This is a genomic window from Bacillus sp. FSL W7-1582 (assembly GCF_038593325.1).
Classification (GTDB): Bacteria; Bacillota; Bacilli; order Bacillales; family Bacillaceae; genus Bacillus; species Bacillus altitudinis.
In genome coordinates, this window is record NZ_CP151987.1 from 1,141,446 (window position 1) to 1,158,441 (window position 16,996).

Below are 16,996 nucleotides of genomic sequence, written 5' to 3' on the forward strand. Positions count from 1 at the left end.
AATGAACTTGATTTTAGCCCTTTGACTTCTTTTTAGCGCGATAGAAAACCTTTGCACGCAGGACTGACACCGAATGCGAGGGTTTGCCTACACGCTAGACCTCGTCTATATGAACGAGGTTTGTACATTCAATGATTACGATTTAAAACCTTTGAAGGTTTTTCGGTAATTCATTCGATAGAGTGTAAAGAGAATGGAAGCGAATAGGAGTGGAGATGTCAGGTAAAGAGGCAGCATCTTCATTAAGCCTAATATATTTAAACAGAAACATAAGCCAATGGCAACAAGTCCAATGGTTGTGCTGCGCATGCAGATCCCCCCATTTTTTTGTTACTTTCACTATATGAAAGTGACAGTCCTCTTATGTTTTGTGACAAAAATATGAACATATAGTATATCGGTTGTCATAAGTCGACAAAATTTGATATACTACAGATGTGAAATTAATCACATACAAACATTACCCCTTTGTTTGACCGTGAAAAATTTCTCCCATCCCCTTTGTTGTCGTTAAGACATAGTGAAACCGCGCTTATCCCGGCGCGGTTTCTTCGTACTTATAAATAGAACAAGTGTTCTTTTGGGGGTAAAGAAAAAAACATGGGTCAGCACCCATGTTCATTCTCACAGCGGTAGACATCAAGATCTGAATGATTGTCTCCTTCTGTATAACGCCAAAACATTTCTTGATGTACTTGTACACGTTCTACCTTTTTAGCGAATGCGAGCTTTTTCATCTCGCGTTCAACTTCTTCAAGGGTCAGGTCATATACAACGGCAATTTCTTTTGCTGATGCAAATTGAAAGTAAGCGATAAACCATTCAATTGGCGGTCGTTCTGAAGGTGTTGGTTTTTCGCCAATCATTTCAAAGAGAATTTCCTCGTAAATATCGTAAGAATATGCACCTGAAATCTTTAATCCTTCTTCACCATTAATCGTATTAAAAAAGGCGAAAGTGGGAAGCTCAGACACATCCATTTCAGCTGCGATTTTCATATCACATTGAAGCGCTTTGACAGCACTTTGAGAATGGATATCTCGCTGGAACTCTTCAATGTCCAGTCCAGCCGTTTTTGCATTTTCTAGCAAGACTTGTTCACTGGTGACGTCCTGCTGATGGCAAAAAAGCGATTCTTGAATGAGTCGTAAAAATTTCATTCCACATTTTCTGCCTTGAAGTTCAGCTGCTTTTAATGCAAGAGAGGCGAGATAAGGTGATGTCACAATTTGTTCAGACAGCATTTGTTCTTTTTTGGTCTGAGTTTTCGTGGCAAATTTCCCCCACGCTTCGGTTAGCAAATGTTTTTTTCTTTTGCGGTTCAAAGCATTAATACTAGAACTTGTAACCGTTCGTAAAGTGAAGAAACGGCCATATTTCATTTTCAACTTTTTAATTGATGGCTCTAATAACCAGCAGTCTGGGCTGAGAGGATCAATGAATACATAGATTTCAATCGGCTTTTGAGGATGTCCGTGACAATGTGAGAAATATTGCTCATGCGGATTGCAGCTCAAGATCGTCCGTCCTTTTCAGGTATTTGGTTGACCATGTGACGAGCCGTCAAAGACAGTCGCTCAAATAAAAAGTCACGAATATCGCCGGTTAGTCCTACTTGATCCATTGCATCCTCCATGCATTCAAGCCATGCGTCCGCCCGCTCCTCAGTAATCGGAAAAGGGAGATGTCTCGCCCGTAGCATTGGGTGACCATGCTCCTCAGTATAAAGCGGCGGTCCGCCTAAATATTGAGTTAAGAACTGTTTTTGTTTTCTTGCTGTTTCTTTTAAGTCATCCGGGAAAATAGGATGAAGCAAAGGATGACACTTTACATTTTCATAAAAAGTATCAACAAGTTGCGATAGAAGTTCCTCTCCAACCGCTTCGTAAGGTGCGTTAAACGATTGTACCATGTTGACTACTCCTTTAACTCGTAGCTAATAGGATGGCTCACCCTATTGCGAATTTCATGTATTTCAAAAGTGATATTCAGTTTGTTCTATTTTGTTGTTTCTATTCTTGTATACTTATTTTAACAACCTCTACTCAATTCCACAAACAAACCGCTTTGGTCCTTTGGGAATAGTGAGGGAGACAGGTTCCGTGTTCAATTGACCATATCATAACACATTCAGTCAAAAAAGGGTGAAAAGCGACATACAAAAAACCGAAGAGGTTATTCTCTTCGGTTTAGGCGAAATATTGAGCTGTGATTTTCTTTACATAATTTTGTGTTTCTTTAAATGGAGGAATGCCTCCGTACTTATCTACATTCCCTGAGCCTGCGTTATAAGCGGCTAAGGCAAGTGAGACATTTCCATTATATTTTTGCAGCATTTGTTTTAAATACTTCGTTCCGCCTTCAATGTTTTGGGCTGCATCAAAGGCATTGTTCACGCCAAGTGATTTAGCAGTAGACGGCATAAGCTGCATCAGTCCAAGTGCACCTGCATGGCTGACAGCATTCGTGCGATAACCGGATTCTTGCTTGATCACTGCGTGGATCAGCTTTTCTGGAACTCCGTGCTTTTGAGCCATTTGTGAGACGATCTGATTAATCCCTTTTGATGAAGAGCCTGAAACAGCTTTTTGAAGCGGCGGTGTATAGCTGTTATTTAAGACGTTTCCAATACCATTTGCGGTATTCAATTGGCTGTCATTTGCATAAAGAGACTGAGATTGAAGCTGTTCACTGCCTGCTATCGCAGATAAATATGGGTTCATGCGTGCATATTGCGTGTTCGGAGACGTTGATGGGTCCGATCCCATGAAAGCAGAAATGGAAAGCGGGAGACGAGATAATTCTGATCCGCCTAAAAAATCTTGCAACAGCGACTGGAATGAAGTCTCAGCGCTTGATTCTTGTCCAGCTGTGAGTTGTGTTTGTCCATTATCAGATTGTAACGTTTTGAGTGCTTGAAGCTGCATAAAGGATTGAAGTTGATTGACGTTCATCATGTTCCTCCTTCAAGGAATTCATCTATTCTTTTGTTTTCATTTTTTCTTCATAAAAGCGTACGACTTTGTTTTTCGTGTGTCTTGGTGGGATCTGAAATTGCTGAAGCAATGCTGTAAAAGCGGCTTGTCCAATGTCTAAATCGCTCACTTCAAATTCAAGTTCATAGTCCTCTACTGTTAAATATCGGCTGTGATCCAAAACAATTAAGCCTTCTTTGATCATTTTTTCTGCTCTTGACGTTTCCAGTGAACCAAAATACACGATTTGATCCTTTTGGATGTGAAGGTGTACTAATCTGTCTGCCACTTCACCTTCTGGCAGTTGGAAATGTTCAAGACTAGCGGGAGGATCGATCGTTTGGTGGGTTTCCAGAAGGCCGATCTCATGAGGTTCCTTTAATGTGAGGACCCACTGCCCACCTTTTTCTCTCATTCGTAATGCAGCAAATTTGGATTTTATATCAAATTGAGGTGTATCAAAATAATAGTTGGTTTGAGTGAGGAAGTCCTCGTCCTTTAATTGAAAATATTCTTTTAGCTGTTCAAATTCTTTTTTCATTAATAATTGTTTTAGTTCTATCTCAATTTCCTGTGCCATTTTGACATCAACCTTTCATTTAGAGGAAATATGATTATTGTACATGAAAAGCTTCTTTTTTTCTTATTTATTCCTTAAAAAGAAACGTATATAGATGCTAAATGAGGCAAAATGAACAACGAAATGGAGAAATCAAATTTTCTCAAAAAGTTCGGTTTATCAATATTGAACTTGATATGATAAAATAAAGCTGTACTTTGTTGTAAAGGAGATCATGATGCAAAACAGAATTGAAATCACAGAAGCAACTTTAAAAGAAGACAGGCTGATCTTGACGGTCCAGTCAGATGAGCAAATTCAAAAAGCAAAAGCATCAGGACAAATGCTTGTTGATTCTGATCACTTTGCGTTCGTTTACATACTTGAGACTGAGGAGTCTTTTACGTATCTTATTTTAGGAGAACATACATGGGCTCCATTAAAAGAAGCAATGAATCGTGAAATCCCTGTCTATTTGGCGGCGGAAGAGCAAACGCTAGAACTCATTCAACTTCATCAGGAATTAAACTATTTAATCGACAATATTAAAGACAATGCCAATTACGGAGATATGGAAGAGAAAGTGAAGAGCACATTCCTCTGAAATAATTAGGTATTTGGAATTGGGGGAAGTTTCATGGACAAAAAACAATGGGATCAATTCCTCGCACCATATAAGCAAGCAGTCGAAGAATTAAAAGTGAAACTAAAAGGCATTCGAAAACTGTATGAATTTGAGGATGACCATTCACCAGTAGAATTTGTCACTGGCCGAGTGAAACCCGTTGCCAGCATATTGGAAAAGGCAAAGCGTAAAAACATCCCGATGCATGAGATTGAAACGATGCAGGATATTGCAGGGCTTCGCATTATGTGCCAATTTGTAGAAGATATACAAGTCGTCAAGAAAATGCTTCAGTCACGAAAAGATTTCGTGGTTGTAGATAAACGCGACTACATTGCAGAACATAAAGAAAGCGGATACCGCTCGTACCACCTTGTTGTGTTATATCCGCTGCAAACGATCAATGGAGAGAAGCAGCTCCTCGTCGAAATCCAAATCCGTACATTAGCCATGAATTTTTGGGCGACCATCGAGCATTCTCTGAATTATAAATATAGCGGGAATATCCCGGAGAAGGTCAAGCAGCGCCTTCAAAGAGCTTCTGAGGCAGCATCTCTTCTTGATGATGAGATGTCTGAAATCAGAGGGGAAATTCAAGAAGCGCAAGTGGCATTTTCCCGGAAAAAGAAAAACGATAGCTGAGCCTAAGCTTGATCAAATATGATGCTGCTTTCTCGTCGCAGCAAGGTGGAAAAGGAGAAGAATTCATGAAATTTGCAGTTTCTTCGAAAGGGAATTCTGTATCTGACACACTTAAAAATAAAATACAGACCTACTTATTGGATTTTGGAATGGAATTAAATGAAGAGGAACCCGATCTCGTCATTACAGTTGGCGGAGACGGAACCCTTTTATACGCTTTTCACCGGTATAGCAACCGTCTGAACGAAACCGCTTTTGTCGGCGTACATACAGGCCATCTTGGTTTTTATGCGGACTGGGTCCCGAGTGAAATTGAAAAGCTTGTGTTAGCCATTGCCAAAACGCCTTATCATATTGTGGAATATCCGATTCTTGAAGTCATCGTCAGGTACAACGATGGGGGCAGGGAAGAAAAATATTTAGCAATGAATGAATGTACGATTAAAAGTATGGAAGGTACACTTGTGGCAGATGTTGAGATTAGGGGTCAGCTTTTTGAAACATTCAGAGGAGACGGTCTTTGTTTGTCTACACCATCTGGCAGTACAGCCTATAATAAGGCACTTGGCGGGGCTATTATTCACCCATCCATTAGGGCGATCCAGCTGGCAGAAATGGCTTCAATCAACAACAGAGTGTTTAGAACGGTCGGTTCGCCGCTCATTTTGCCGGACCACCATACGTGTGTGATCAAACCGATTAATGATGTGGATTTTCAGGTGACGATAGATCATTTGTCGCTGCTGCATAAAGATGTGAAATCCATTCAATGCCGAGTGGCAGACGAGAATGTCCGGTTTGCCCGATTTAGACCATTTCCGTTTTGGAAAAGGGTGCAAGATTCCTTTATCGGCAAAGGAGAATAAGAAAGAGGTTGTTCTCGCTGGAATACTTTAAGATAAACAAAACCATATCAGCCAAAGAAGAAGGCAGGCTGCTGAAGGACTACTTAATCGATCTTGGCATTTCAAAAAGAATGCTGACAGATATTAAATTTGATGGCGGTGACCTTCTGATTAATGGAGAGCATGTGACCGTGAGATATGAGCTGCGCGAGGGAGACAGGCTCACCATTTTATTCCCCGAGGAAAAAGTGAGTGAAGGGCTAAAACCTTCGGCCATTCCACTTGATATTTTATTTGAGGACGAGCACGTGCTTGTGCTGAATAAAAAGCCGTATATCCCATCGATTCCTTCTCGAGAGCACCCTGAGCATAGTATTGCAAATGGACTGCTTCACCATTATGCTGAGCAGTCCGTTCGGCTGACTGTCCACTTGGTGAACCGTCTTGATCGTGATACTTCTGGTGTCATGTTAGTCGCTAAACATCGCTTTGCACACAGCCTTTTATCAAAGGCGCAGAAAAAAGGGGAAGTCAAGCGAACGTATAGAGCCATGACACATGGCATGATCACGCAAAAGGAAGGAACAATTAGAGCAAAAATTGCTCGAAAAGGGGACAGCATTATTGAACGAATGGTAGATGAGTCTGGTCAGGAAGCCGTAACACATTATACAGTGCGGGCGGTACATACTCATTTAGACATGTCTGATGTGTCCCTCACCCTTGAAACGGGAAGAACTCATCAAATTCGTGTTCACATGCAATTCCTTGGTCATCCGCTTGTTGGAGATACGCTATATGGTGGAACAAGCGAGAGAATAGGCAGGCAGGCACTTCATAGTGAAACCCTTGTTTTTCCGCATCCGATGACAGGGGAGTCCATGACCTTTTCGGCTCCTTTGCCGGATGATATGACATTATTGCTTCAGTAAACAAGTAAACCCGGTCACCTGTCATGGTGGACCGGGTTTTTTATTGCGTGAAATGCTGAAACCTTGAATCATCATATGGCATAGATGAAGGAACAGATACTGTCTCAAGTTCTGGGTATCTAAGAGCAGAGAGCTGGTGGCCAAAGACGCAGCCTGTATCAATATTAACCGTTCTACCGATAAATCTTGGTTCTTTTACGGGTGTATGCCCGTACACAATCCATGGTTTTCCGTGATATTCCTTTGCCCAGTCCTTCCTGACAGGTCGACCGTCTGGCCATGTTTCTCCGGTGACTGCTCCAAATAATAGATAAGACCTCATCTGTTTGTTCGGTTTTTTGCCAATATCCTTTTCCTTCATCGCTGCGTGTGCAATGATCAGTTCATTCGGAATCAGTACATCATAAAGCGGTGCCTTTTCAAATAAATGTTTAAATTCACGTGATAAAATGGTTTGTTCATCATGCGGCAGGTTTTTGATTTCGTTTACCGTTGTTTCAATGCCATGCAGTAATTTTACGGGATTTCCTTTCAAATAGCGATACAGCTTAAAACAATGGTTGCCAGGCACATAGCGGATGGCGCCCTTAGAATAGGCGTGTATGACAAATTGCATGACGGCAACTGATCGAGGGCCGCGGTCTGTTAAATCACCAACAAGGGCTAGTGTTCTCTTATCAGGGTGGACAGGTAGTCCATGTTTGAGTTCGTATCCTAGTTTGTGTATGAGGGTAAGCAGCTCTTCGTAGCAGCCGTGGATATCGCCGATGATATCGAATTTCATAAAGGTTCCTCCTGATTTTTTCATCCATTTATCGGATATAAAGAAGTTTGAATTTTAGAAAATATAACGAATGGCTTTCATTTCATTTGGGCAATTGTTAGAATCAATGCTTTAACGTAAAACTTAAAAATTAAACATGAATGTTAGGAGGCTTTAGCTAATGGAGCATACATCTGTTTCATCACTCGTTGTCGTTATTATTGTAGCCTTTTTCACCCCCATTTTATTGCACCGATTTAAGCTGACCATCCCGGTCGTTGTCGCTGAAATCATCATGGGGCTCATCATTGGAAAAAGCGGTCTTCAACTAGTTGTTGAACATGACGCATGGCTAGATACGTTATCCATGCTAGGTTTTATTTTTCTTATGTTTTTAAGTGGACTTGAAATAGATTTTTCTTCTTTTGAATCAAAGAAGAAAGCGCGAGAACTACCAAATGGATTAAAAGAACCGAATACATTTAAAACAGCAACCATTATTTTTGTTGGCGTATTTTGTATGTCCTTTATCCTGTCTTATGCGTTTGTCCTTGCAGGATTTATTCAAAATGCCTTTTTAATGACGCTTATTATTTCCACCATCTCATTGGGTGTGGTAGTTCCTACCTTAAAAGAAGAAAAGTTGATGCAGACGAATATTGGTCAAATCATTTTGCTTGTAGCCGTCATTGCTGATTTGGTGACAATGATTTTACTTGCTGTGTTTTCCTCCATTTATGGCGATGGAACAGGGAACATGTGGTTGCTCTTATTATTATTTGCGGCAGGTATTCTTCTTTATTTATTTGGCCGGGTATTTAAGACAAAGTCCATTTTTCAGTCCATGTCAAAAGGAACGGTGCAAATTGGGACAAGAGCCATCTTTACTCTCATTATAGTCTTAGTTGCCTTATCTGAATCACTCGGTGCTGAAAATATTCTTGGGGCTTTTTTAGCAGGTGTGCTTGTGTCTCTTCTCTCGCCTAATAAAGAGCTCGTACAGCAGCTGGACTCGTTTGGCTATGGCTTTTTAATTCCGATCTTTTTTGTGATGGTCGGTGTGGACCTGAATATATGGTCACTCTTTAAAGATCCAACCATCATGATCATGATTCCGCTACTGTTTATCGCATTATTGCTTAGTAAACTCGTTCCGATTCTTTATTTAAAAAAATGGTATGACATGAAAAAAGTCATTGGTTCTGGTTTTTTATTAACCTCGACGTTATCCCTTGTCATTGCTGCTGCAACGATTGGTGAGCGGCTTGGTGTCATTGATCATAAAATGTCAGGAGCCCTTATTTTAGTCGCTGTGCTCACGAGTGTTTTAACGCCTGTTTGGTTTAAGGCGTTATTTAAACAAGAACGTGAAACCAATCATAAAAAGCGTGTGACGTTTATTGGAGCGAATCAGCTGACGTTACCTGTGACGCTTGATTTACATCAGGATGAATATGACATCCGTATTTTGCACGTCTTTCAGGAAAATAAAGAAGCCTTGCTTGCTGACTCCATCTTTGAAGTTGAAGCGATTGAACAATATGACGATGATACGCTCAGGCAGGCTGGCATCGGGCAAGAGGATGTGCTCGTTGTGGCTACAGGCAGTGAAACGAAAAATAAGGAAATTGCTTTATTTGCAAAAGAAGAAGGGTCTAAACAAGTCATTGCAAGTGTTAACAAAGCGGAAGCCGAGCTGACTTTAAAGGAAGCAGGGATCGATACCTTTTCTAATTTCTTATCATCTAAAACGGTGCTGAGGGCATTGATTGAAGCACCTGATGCGATTCGCTTGTTAACAAATGAGGATTCTTCTTTGTATCAAATTCAAATGAACAATCATCGGTATCATAATGTCATGCTGAGGGAATTTCCTTTTACCGGCGATTTGGTGTTTGTCCGTATTTTTAGAGGAATTGACAGCTTAGTACCGCATGGGGATACGACGCTTAGAAGCGGTGACCGCGTGCTTGTGTCTGGCTCCCGGGAGTATGTGGCAGGACTTAGAGCCCAATTAGAGTTGCAATGAACCCTTGACCGATGAACAAATCCTGATTAAGATAGAGGTACAACAATATATGTTTGATCCACTAGGGGAGTCCTTTAAAAGGGCTGAGATAAAAGTGTAGACTTTTAGACCCTCATTACCTGAACAGGTTCATACCTGCGTAGGGAAGTGGTGCGGTGTTTGACTATGCTTTTTACAAATTCCAAACCACTTTCCACGCGGAAAGTGGTTTTTTTATATGGAAAAACAGGAGGAGAGGAACATGACATTTTCGAACGAATGTAAAGAAGCAGCAGCTAGATGGTGGAATGGGAGCTTTACACACCCTTTTGTGAAAGGGATTGGTGATGGCACACTTTCACTCGATCGTTTCACTTATTATGTGATGCAGGATTCGTACTATTTAACTCATTTTGCAAAAGTACAGTCGTATGGAGCCGCCATTAGTGAGGACTTACATACGACAGGCAGAATGGCATATCATGCGCAGGGTACGTATGAAGCAGAGCTATCACTGCATAGAAAGTTCACAGAACTGCTCCAGATCTCTGATGAAGCGCTGGCAAACTTTAAACCTTCTCCAACTGCGTATGCATATACCTCGCATATGTACCGATCTGTGAAAAGCGGTCGTTTTGAAGAAATTTTAGCCGCATTATTGCCGTGCTACTGGCTTTATTATGAGGTAGGAGAAAAACTGAAACAAACAACACCTGACCATCCGATTTATCAAGAATGGATTTTGACATATGGCGGGGATTGGTTTAAAGAGCTTGTTTTTGAACAGGTGAACCGTTTTGATGAACTTGCAGAAAAAGCGCCAGAACATGTGCGGGCTAATATGAAAGAAAATTTCGTGATTTCAAGCTATTACGAATACCATTTCTGGGAGATGGCGTATGAAAAAGAAATGTGGCAGACAGCATGCTTAGATGGGGTTGGTGCAAATGGAGCTCCACGCAGTGACAAATGATACGCTTCCTGTCAGGGAGCTCATCAAGCAAATAAAAGACATTGCGTCTGAAGTAGACTTTATTCATATTCGTGAACGATCGAAGGCAGCAGGTGAGTTGGTTCACCTCGTGAAACAACTTCTAGCAGAAGGTGTTCCGAAAGAAAAGCTGATTATCAATGACCGAGTTGACGTTGCGCTGCTGACCAATATTCACCGGGTTCATCTTCCTGGACACAGCTTTTCGCCAAAGGAATTAAGACAAAAATTTCCTCACCTCCATGCGGGGGTATCGGTTCATTCGATAGAAGAAGCCAGAGCAGCAGAGAAGAACGGGGCAGAGTATGTCATGTTTGGACATGTGTATGATACCGCATGCAAACCCGGACTTCAGGCGAGAGGCATAAAGGTTGTGGAGGAAATGACTTCTACGCTGTCCATTCCAGTCGTTGTCATTGGTGGAATCACACCAGAACGACTGCCAGAATTGATGCATGTTGATTTAAAGGGAATAGCCGTCATGTCGGGGATTTTTGCTCATCCTCAGCCGCGCAAAATGGCGCAAACATTTTCTAAAAAGCGAAAGGAGAATCCTTATGAACAAGCATTATGATGTTGCAATCATTGGTGGTGGAATCATAGGGATGTCGATCGCTTATCACCTTGCAAAAGCAGGAAAGCAGATTGTCTTATTTGAGGCAAATGAGATCGGGAAGCAAACGACGAGTGCGGCTGCTGGCATGCTGGGTGCACATGCTGAAGGAGAAGGTGATGAAGATATTTTCTTTCAAGTAGGCAGACAAAGTCAGGCTTTATATGAAAAATTAACGGTCGACCTTCAGCATGAATCGGGCATTGATATTCGGACATCAGTGGGCGGGATTATGAAGGTGGCTTTTACAGAACAAGAAAAGCGTGCGCTTTGCCGGATGCAGCATTTGCCCACATTTGAATGGCTTGAAGCAAGCAGCGTAAAAGAACGTATGCCTCAAATAGCAGATGACATTGTAGGAGCAGGCTTGATAGTAGATGATGTACATGTTGAGCCATATGCGGTATGCAGGGCTTTTTGGCAGGCGGCTGTTCGGCATGGAGCGGATGTGAAGGAGTTTACCCCCGTTATTGATGTAAAGAGGGGAAAAGAAACATTGACAGTCAGTACAGCTAAAGGCAGCTTCACATGTGATCATCTGACTGTAGCAAGTGGTGTATGGTCAGGCCGTTTTTTAGAAGAACTGGGGTTATCACATTCTCTCTATCCAGTAAAAGGAGAATGCGTGTCTGTTTGGAATAACGGTCCAGCGCTTGCACACACCATCTATCATGATCATTGTTATATCGTTCAAAGGGATAGCGGTAAGCTAGTGATTGGTGCAACGATGAAACCGAATGACTGGCAGGCCGTTCCGACACTTGGTGGTATTGAAGAAGTTATTCACAAAGCATCTCAGCTCATGCCTTCTATTCGAGAGATGCCGATTGATCAATGCTGGGCAGGTCTTCGGCCAGCGACAAGCGACCGGCACCCCTATATCGGAAAACATCCGGAAGACGAGCGTATTCTTTTTGCAACGGGACATTATCGAAATGGCATTTTACTTGCGCCAATTACGGGGGAAATCATTCGCCGCTTGATAGTAGGCGAGTCTGTTCACAAGGAATGGCTTCATGCGTTTCGGATTGGGCGAAAGGAGGCATTGTTCGTATGAAAATTCAATTGAATGGAAGAATGGTTGATTTCGATAAGGAAAATGGCACGGTTTTTGATCTGCTATCAGCCTATCAACTTGAAAACCGAGTGGTAATCGTTGAAAAAAATCATGAAATTATAGATAAAGAAGCCTTTCAACAGGTAAAAATTCAACCAAATGACACGATTGAAATCGTTCACTTTGTAGGAGGAGGATGACACCATGCTGCGCATTGGCGGAAAAACATTTACATCAAGACTATTACTAGGGACAGGAAAGTATCCATCATTTGAAGTTCAAAAAGAGGCGGTCAACGTATCAGAAGCTGAAATTTTGACCTTTGCTGTGCGAAGAATGAACATATTTGAACCATCACAGCCCAATTTTTTAGAGCAGCTCGATTTATCAGCCTATACATTGCTGCCAAATACTGCAGGGGCAAGTACAGCGGAAGAAGCGGTGAGGATTGCTCGTTTAGCGAAAGCTTCTGGACTGTGTGACATGATCAAAGTAGAAGTCATTGGCTGTTCAAGGTCTCTTCTGCCAGATCCAGTCGAAACGTTAAAAGCATCTGAAATGCTATTAGAAGAAGGCTTTATCGTGCTGCCATATACGTCAGATGATGTGGTGCTGGCAAGGAAATTAGAAGAACTTGGTGTCCATGCCATTATGCCAGGTGCTTCTCCAATTGGATCAGGTCAAGGACTTTTAAACCCTCTGAATCTATCGTTTATTATCGAACAGGCAAAGGTGCCAGTTATTATTGATGCGGGTGTAGGTTCTCCGAAGGATGCTGCTTATGCGATGGAATTGGGCGCTGATGCTGTATTACTGAATACAGCCGTGTCTGGCGCAAAGGACCCTGTGAAAATGGCTAAAGCGATGAAGCTGGCGATTGAATCTGGAAGACTCGGTTTCGAGGCAGGCCGTATTCCACTCAAAAACTATGGAACAGCCAGCAGCCCGCAGGAAGGAATGCCAGCATTTTGAGCACACGTTATTCACGCCAAGAGCTTTTTAGGCCGATTGGAACAGAAGGACAAAAACGGCTACATGCCTCAAAGGCCGTCATTATTGGGGCTGGGGCACTTGGAACAGCGAGTGCTGAAATGCTCGTCCGTGCCGGCGTAGGATCTGTCACCATTTTGGATAGAGATTATATTGAATGGAGCAACCTGCAGCGTCAGCAGCTATACACAGAACAAGATGTTCTTGATCGGTTGCCAAAGGCTGTGGCTGCTGAGAAAAGACTCAAGCAGGTGAACAGTGACGTTCATGTGAGAGGCATCGTCATTGACGTGACCGCTCAAAATATTGATGAGTACGTCAGCGGGGCATCCATCATCGTGGATGCAGCGGATAATTTTGAGGTGAGAATGATTGCGAACGATGCGGCCGTCAAACATCAAATTCCGTTCCTTTACGGGGCCTGTGTAGCAAGCTATGGTATTCAATTCACAGTGATTCCTGGTGAAACACCTTGTTTACACTGCCTGCTTGAGCATTTACCTGCACAAGGCATGACATGTGATACAGCAGGAATTATTAGTCCAGTAGTGCAGCAGGTTGCGGCCTATCAAGTGGCGGATGCACTGAAGCTTTTAACAGGACACCACATCACACCGGTATTAAGATCGTTTGATTTATGGACAAACGAGCGATCTGATATTCGATCCGTTACGTCTTTAAAAAAGAAACAATGTCCAAGCTGCGGTCTTAAGACATATCCATTTCTCTCATATGATCAAAGAGCAAAAGCAGATGTATTGTGTGGACGAAATACCGTACAAATTCGCAGTGCACTAGGGGCACCCCCGGCGCTGCATGAAGTAGCACGTCAGCTAAAGAAAGCAGGAATGGATGTGCTGGAAAATCCTTATTTGCTTTCGTGTCAGAAGGATGAGTACAAGCTTGTTTTATTCAAAGATGGCAGAGCGCTTGTACATGGGACAAATGATATTGCGAAAGCGAGAACGATTTATCATCAATGGATTGGCTAATGAGAGGGTGAGATGACATGACGATTAAAAAAGCATTAACCATCGCAGGTTCTGATTCTGGCGGTGGAGCTGGTATTCAAGCAGACTTGAAAACTTTTCAGGAGCTTGGTGTGTACGGAATGTCCGCCATTACGGCCATTACCGCTCAAAACACACTTGGTGTTCACGGTATTTATCCACTGTCTATCGAGGCGCTCGAAAGTCAAATTGATGCAGTAGCAGAAGACTTGTTGCCAGATGCCGCTAAAACTGGGATGCTGTGGAGTGCCGACATGATCAGTGTCGTTGCTGAAAAGACGAAGCAATATGACTTGAAACTAATTGTCGATCCAGTCATGATTGCCAAAGGCGGCGCTTCTTTATTAAATGAAGATGCGGTCTCTGCTATGAAAACACAGTTACTGCCTGTCAGTTATGCAGTCACACCGAATCTCCCTGAGGCAGAAGTGCTGACAGGCATGCGCATTCAGACAAAAGACGATCGCCATAGAGCAGCAGAACGACTTTATGAGCTTGGCACGTCCTATGTTGTGATCAAAGGAGGTCATAGTCCTTCAGACGGCCTCATTACAGACCTTTTGTACGATGGAAAAAGCTTTTTTGAACTCACGAACGAACATATTGATACACCACATACACACGGAACAGGCTGTACATTTGCAGCGGCATTAACGGCAGAAATAGCAAAAGGTCGTTCCATGAAGGAAGCCTTTGAAACGGCAGAAACCTTTGTCCATGAGGCGATCAAATTTCCTCTGAATATTGGCGCTGGGCACGGACCGACTAACCACTTTGCTTATCAGCAAAACAGAGTCAAAGCATAAAAAGAAGACTGTCTTCACTTGTGAGGACGGTCTTTTTTCTGAAATAAAAACTTTCTTTCAACGGAAATTGTCAATATCTCATGATTTGTGATAAGATTATGATCAGGTACTAATACTATGTCTTGAAAAAATAGGAGGCTTTAATACATATGAACTTTTCTTTAGAAGGCCGTAATATTGTGGTGATGGGTGTTGCCAATAAACGAAGCATCGCTTGGGGAATTGCTCGTTCACTTCACGAAGCAGGAGCTCGTTTGATTTTTACTTATGTTGGAGATCGTCTGGCAGAATCAGTGAAAGAGCTAGCAAGCACGCTAGAGCGTGATGATTCCATTATTCTTCCTTGTGATGTGACAAGTGATGAAGAAATCGAAAAATGTTTTGCAACGATTAAAGAAAAAGTACAAGTCATCCATGGTGTTGCACATGCGATTGCATTTGCGAACAAAGAAGAGCTTGTCGGTGAATATTTGAACACGAACCGTGAAGGTTTCCTTTTAGCGCACAACATTAGTGCCTATTCACTAACAGCTGTAGCAAAAGCAGCACGTCCGCTCATGACAGAAGGCGGAAGCATTGTCACACTTACTTACCTAGGCGGAGAGCGCGTTGTCTCTAACTACAATGTCATGGGTGTAGCAAAAGCAGCCCTTGAAGCAAGTGTGAAATACTTAGCAGCTGATCTTGGAGCGGAAGGCATCCGTGTGAACAGCATTTCTGCTGGTCCAATTCGTACGTTATCTGCAAAAGGAATCAGCGGCTTTAATACGATCCTGAAGGATATTGAAGAGCGTGCACCGCTTCGCCGTACAACGACTCCTGAAGAAGTTGGCGATACAGCACTATTCTTATTCAGTGATTTATCGCGCGGCATGACAGGTGAGAATCTTCATGTTGATTCTGGCTTCCATATCATTGCCCGCTAAACGAATAATTGATTTGCAGCATACCAATCACTGGTATGCTGTTTTTTATTTTTCTTCTGATTTGGGGTGTCCTCTCATATATATAAGGAATGAATCATTCGGGAGGGATCAGTATGTCAAATAAAGGTGATGAGAATCAAAAGCCGCTTATGTATATTGTTCAGCCGAGCTATGATGAATCAGCGCCGGCCATGCAAAATATTGTGAGAAAGCGAAAGAAGTCAGAAAAACCTTCAGAAACCAAAAAAAGCGCCAAAGAGGATGCAATCGAAGAGAGCGTGCAAGAACCTGTATCACAGGAAGTAAAGCAGAAAAAAGAAGAGCCACCTGCGCTACAGCAAGAGCGGGAGATCAATCAAGAAAAAGAGCGTTCACAAAATCGAGAGCCAGTACAAGAACAAGAAAAACAGCCAGAAGGCGTATTTCATGAAACAAAAGAAGAACCAAGAAGAAAACGAGTGAAGAAGCCGTTAAGCCAAATGAATATCGAGGAGAAAGTCGATTTTCTTACAAGTCTGCCGCATAATATGCCGAGAGCGCTTTGCCTCATTGAAGCCGATGGAAAAACATATAGAGGGATCATCATGGAGAGAAAAGACAATATGGTGGTCATCCGCACGGCAGGCGGCGGTAATCCAGTGGAATTAGCAATTGGTGATATTTCTTCTATTCATCCACTTGGTTTTTAATGAACATAAAAAAAGTCCCATAACGGGACTTTTTTTGTTAGCAGCTACGGTTGATGAGTCTTGGATTTAAGCACTCGATTGCGCAGAAGCAGTCAAGGTCTACTTCAATGCAATATTTTGATTTTTCTAAACGGAACACATCACATACGGAATCTTTATCTGTAAAATCTAAAATATGACGATCTTTGTCAAATGCAATAAGCAAGCTGAGTGTTGCGCAGTGATCAGAGATGTGTTCGACTCTGAAAAATGCAGTGCTGAAGCAAGGGCCAGCATCTACTTCTCCGACGTTTCCGAATGCGACGAATGGTTTTGATTTTGAGGTAAATAGAACAAACGGGACAGTGTCACCTAATGAATGTGATGGAGAAAGGAGATTGCTGTAACAGCTGGTCGGGCAATCCTCTTCGACGGCATTTTGTAAGTCGTTTATGTTTTCAACAGCCTCTGCTACACAGTTCCATGAATGTTTGCGGCTCATATTCAACCCTCCTATACAAGGAAATTTGTTTGAGTGTTTGAGCACTGTCATCATCATCTATAAGCTTTATTACGTGTCTCGCCG

The 16,996-nt window shown here is 42.3% G+C and carries 21 protein-coding genes and 1 riboswitch; of the genes, 14 read left to right on the forward strand and 7 right to left on the reverse strand.

Annotation, left to right across the window (positions count from 1 at the left end; translation table 11 throughout):
• Nucleotides 1-135: 135 nt before the first annotated feature.
• From NSQ11_RS05735 to NSQ11_RS05755, 5 genes are all read right to left on the reverse strand, one after another.
• On the reverse strand, nt 136-309 hold the full coding sequence (locus NSQ11_RS05735) for a hypothetical protein (RefSeq protein WP_035392421.1): 174 nt from the start codon (nt 307-309) through the stop codon (nt 136-138).
• 296 nt (nt 310-605) lie between these two features.
• Nucleotides 606-1,517: a ClpXP adapter SpxH family protein gene (locus tag NSQ11_RS05740; protein WP_007499002.1), complete on the reverse strand. Its 912-nt coding sequence runs from the start codon at nt 1,515-1,517 to the stop codon at nt 606-608.
• The gene (locus tag NSQ11_RS05745; RefSeq protein WP_007499001.1) at nt 1,514-1,912 is read right to left on the reverse strand and encodes a thiol management oxidoreductase; all 399 of its coding nucleotides are present in this window, start codon (nt 1,910-1,912) and stop codon (nt 1,514-1,516) included. Before NSQ11_RS05745 ends, NSQ11_RS05740 begins: the two co-directional genes overlap by 4 nt.
• A 277-nt stretch (nt 1,913-2,189) precedes the next feature.
• Nucleotides 2,190-2,954, reverse strand: a complete 765-nt coding sequence (locus NSQ11_RS05750) for a lytic transglycosylase domain-containing protein (protein ID WP_342501294.1) — start codon at nt 2,952-2,954, stop codon at nt 2,190-2,192.
• A 25-nt stretch (nt 2,955-2,979) separates the two neighbouring features.
• A complete protein-coding gene (locus NSQ11_RS05755; RefSeq protein ID WP_048001687.1) occupies nt 2,980-3,555 on the reverse strand; it encodes a CYTH domain-containing protein in 576 nt (191 codons plus the stop codon).
• Nucleotides 3,556-3,772: 217 nt separating this feature from the next.
• On the opposite strand from NSQ11_RS05755, the gene NSQ11_RS05760 reads away from it, so the two are divergent.
• From NSQ11_RS05760 to NSQ11_RS05775, 4 genes are all read left to right on the forward strand, one after another.
• On the forward strand, nt 3,773-4,138 hold the full coding sequence (locus tag NSQ11_RS05760; protein WP_008348459.1) for a hypothetical protein: 366 nt from the start codon (nt 3,773-3,775) through the stop codon (nt 4,136-4,138).
• Between the two features lie 33 nt (nt 4,139-4,171).
• Nucleotides 4,172-4,801: a GTP pyrophosphokinase family protein gene (locus NSQ11_RS05765; protein ID WP_008348457.1), complete on the forward strand. Its 630-nt coding sequence runs from the start codon at nt 4,172-4,174 to the stop codon at nt 4,799-4,801.
• A gap of 65 nt (nt 4,802-4,866) precedes the next feature.
• On the forward strand, nt 4,867-5,667 hold the full coding sequence (locus NSQ11_RS05770; RefSeq protein WP_008355343.1) for an NAD kinase: 801 nt from the start codon (nt 4,867-4,869) through the stop codon (nt 5,665-5,667).
• 17 nt (nt 5,668-5,684) lie between these two features.
• Nucleotides 5,685-6,578: an RluA family pseudouridine synthase gene (locus NSQ11_RS05775; protein ID WP_035700315.1), complete on the forward strand. Its 894-nt coding sequence runs from the start codon at nt 5,685-5,687 to the stop codon at nt 6,576-6,578.
• 40 nt (nt 6,579-6,618) lie between these two features.
• Here NSQ11_RS05775 and prpE read toward each other — a convergent pair whose 3' ends face one another.
• Nucleotides 6,619-7,362 carry a bis(5'-nucleosyl)-tetraphosphatase PrpE gene (prpE, locus tag NSQ11_RS05780; protein WP_017367020.1) on the reverse strand — a complete coding sequence of 248 codons (744 nt, stop codon included), beginning with the start codon at nt 7,360-7,362 and terminating at the stop codon, nt 6,619-6,621.
• 160 nt (nt 7,363-7,522) lie between these two features.
• Between prpE and NSQ11_RS05785 the strand changes: the two genes are divergently transcribed.
• From NSQ11_RS05785 to NSQ11_RS05830, 10 genes are all read left to right on the forward strand, one after another.
• Nucleotides 7,523-9,370: a monovalent cation:proton antiporter family protein gene (locus NSQ11_RS05785; RefSeq protein ID WP_007498989.1), complete on the forward strand. Its 1,848-nt coding sequence runs from the start codon at nt 7,523-7,525 to the stop codon at nt 9,368-9,370.
• A gap of 53 nt (nt 9,371-9,423) precedes the next feature.
• A riboswitch (TPP riboswitch) is annotated at nt 9,424-9,533 on the forward strand.
• 78 nt (nt 9,534-9,611) lie between these two features.
• Nucleotides 9,612-10,322: a thiaminase II gene (gene tenA, locus NSQ11_RS05790; RefSeq protein ID WP_060832243.1), complete on the forward strand. Its 711-nt coding sequence runs from the start codon at nt 9,612-9,614 to the stop codon at nt 10,320-10,322.
• On the forward strand, nt 10,297-10,914 hold the full coding sequence (tenI, locus tag NSQ11_RS05795; protein WP_060780969.1) for a thiazole tautomerase TenI: 618 nt from the start codon (nt 10,297-10,299) through the stop codon (nt 10,912-10,914). The genes tenA and tenI overlap by 26 nt, the downstream gene beginning before the upstream one ends.
• Complete coding sequence (gene thiO / locus NSQ11_RS05800) at nt 10,898-12,010, forward strand: glycine oxidase ThiO (RefSeq protein WP_060832244.1); 1,113 nt, start codon at nt 10,898-10,900, stop codon at nt 12,008-12,010. Before tenI ends, thiO begins: the two co-directional genes overlap by 17 nt.
• Nucleotides 12,007-12,210 carry a sulfur carrier protein ThiS gene (thiS, locus tag NSQ11_RS05805; RefSeq protein WP_017359663.1) on the forward strand — a complete coding sequence of 68 codons (204 nt, stop codon included), beginning with the start codon at nt 12,007-12,009 and terminating at the stop codon, nt 12,208-12,210. The genes thiO and thiS overlap by 4 nt, the downstream gene beginning before the upstream one ends.
• A gap of 4 nt (nt 12,211-12,214) precedes the next feature.
• Nucleotides 12,215-12,982, forward strand: coding sequence for a thiazole synthase (locus NSQ11_RS05810; RefSeq protein WP_007498979.1), 768 nt, complete (start codon nt 12,215-12,217; stop codon nt 12,980-12,982).
• A complete protein-coding gene (locus tag NSQ11_RS05815) occupies nt 12,979-13,992 on the forward strand; it encodes a thiazole biosynthesis adenylyltransferase ThiF (RefSeq protein WP_017359662.1) in 1,014 nt (337 codons plus the stop codon). The genes NSQ11_RS05810 and NSQ11_RS05815 overlap by 4 nt, the downstream gene beginning before the upstream one ends.
• A gap of 17 nt (nt 13,993-14,009) precedes the next feature.
• Nucleotides 14,010-14,816: a bifunctional hydroxymethylpyrimidine kinase/phosphomethylpyrimidine kinase gene (thiD, locus tag NSQ11_RS05820; RefSeq protein WP_060832246.1), complete on the forward strand. Its 807-nt coding sequence runs from the start codon at nt 14,010-14,012 to the stop codon at nt 14,814-14,816.
• Nucleotides 14,817-14,965: 149 nt separating this feature from the next.
• A complete protein-coding gene (gene fabI / locus NSQ11_RS05825) occupies nt 14,966-15,742 on the forward strand; it encodes an enoyl-ACP reductase FabI (RefSeq protein WP_003211867.1) in 777 nt (258 codons plus the stop codon).
• 113 nt (nt 15,743-15,855) lie between these two features.
• The gene (locus tag NSQ11_RS05830; protein ID WP_025207164.1) at nt 15,856-16,431 is read left to right on the forward strand and encodes a CotO family spore coat protein; all 576 of its coding nucleotides are present in this window, start codon (nt 15,856-15,858) and stop codon (nt 16,429-16,431) included.
• A gap of 37 nt (nt 16,432-16,468) precedes the next feature.
• On the opposite strand, the gene NSQ11_RS05835 is transcribed toward NSQ11_RS05830, so the two are convergent.
• Nucleotides 16,469-16,912, reverse strand: a complete 444-nt coding sequence (locus NSQ11_RS05835; protein ID WP_008348434.1) for a CotY/CotZ family spore coat protein — start codon at nt 16,910-16,912, stop codon at nt 16,469-16,471.
• Nucleotides 16,913-16,996: the final 84 nt, after the last annotated feature.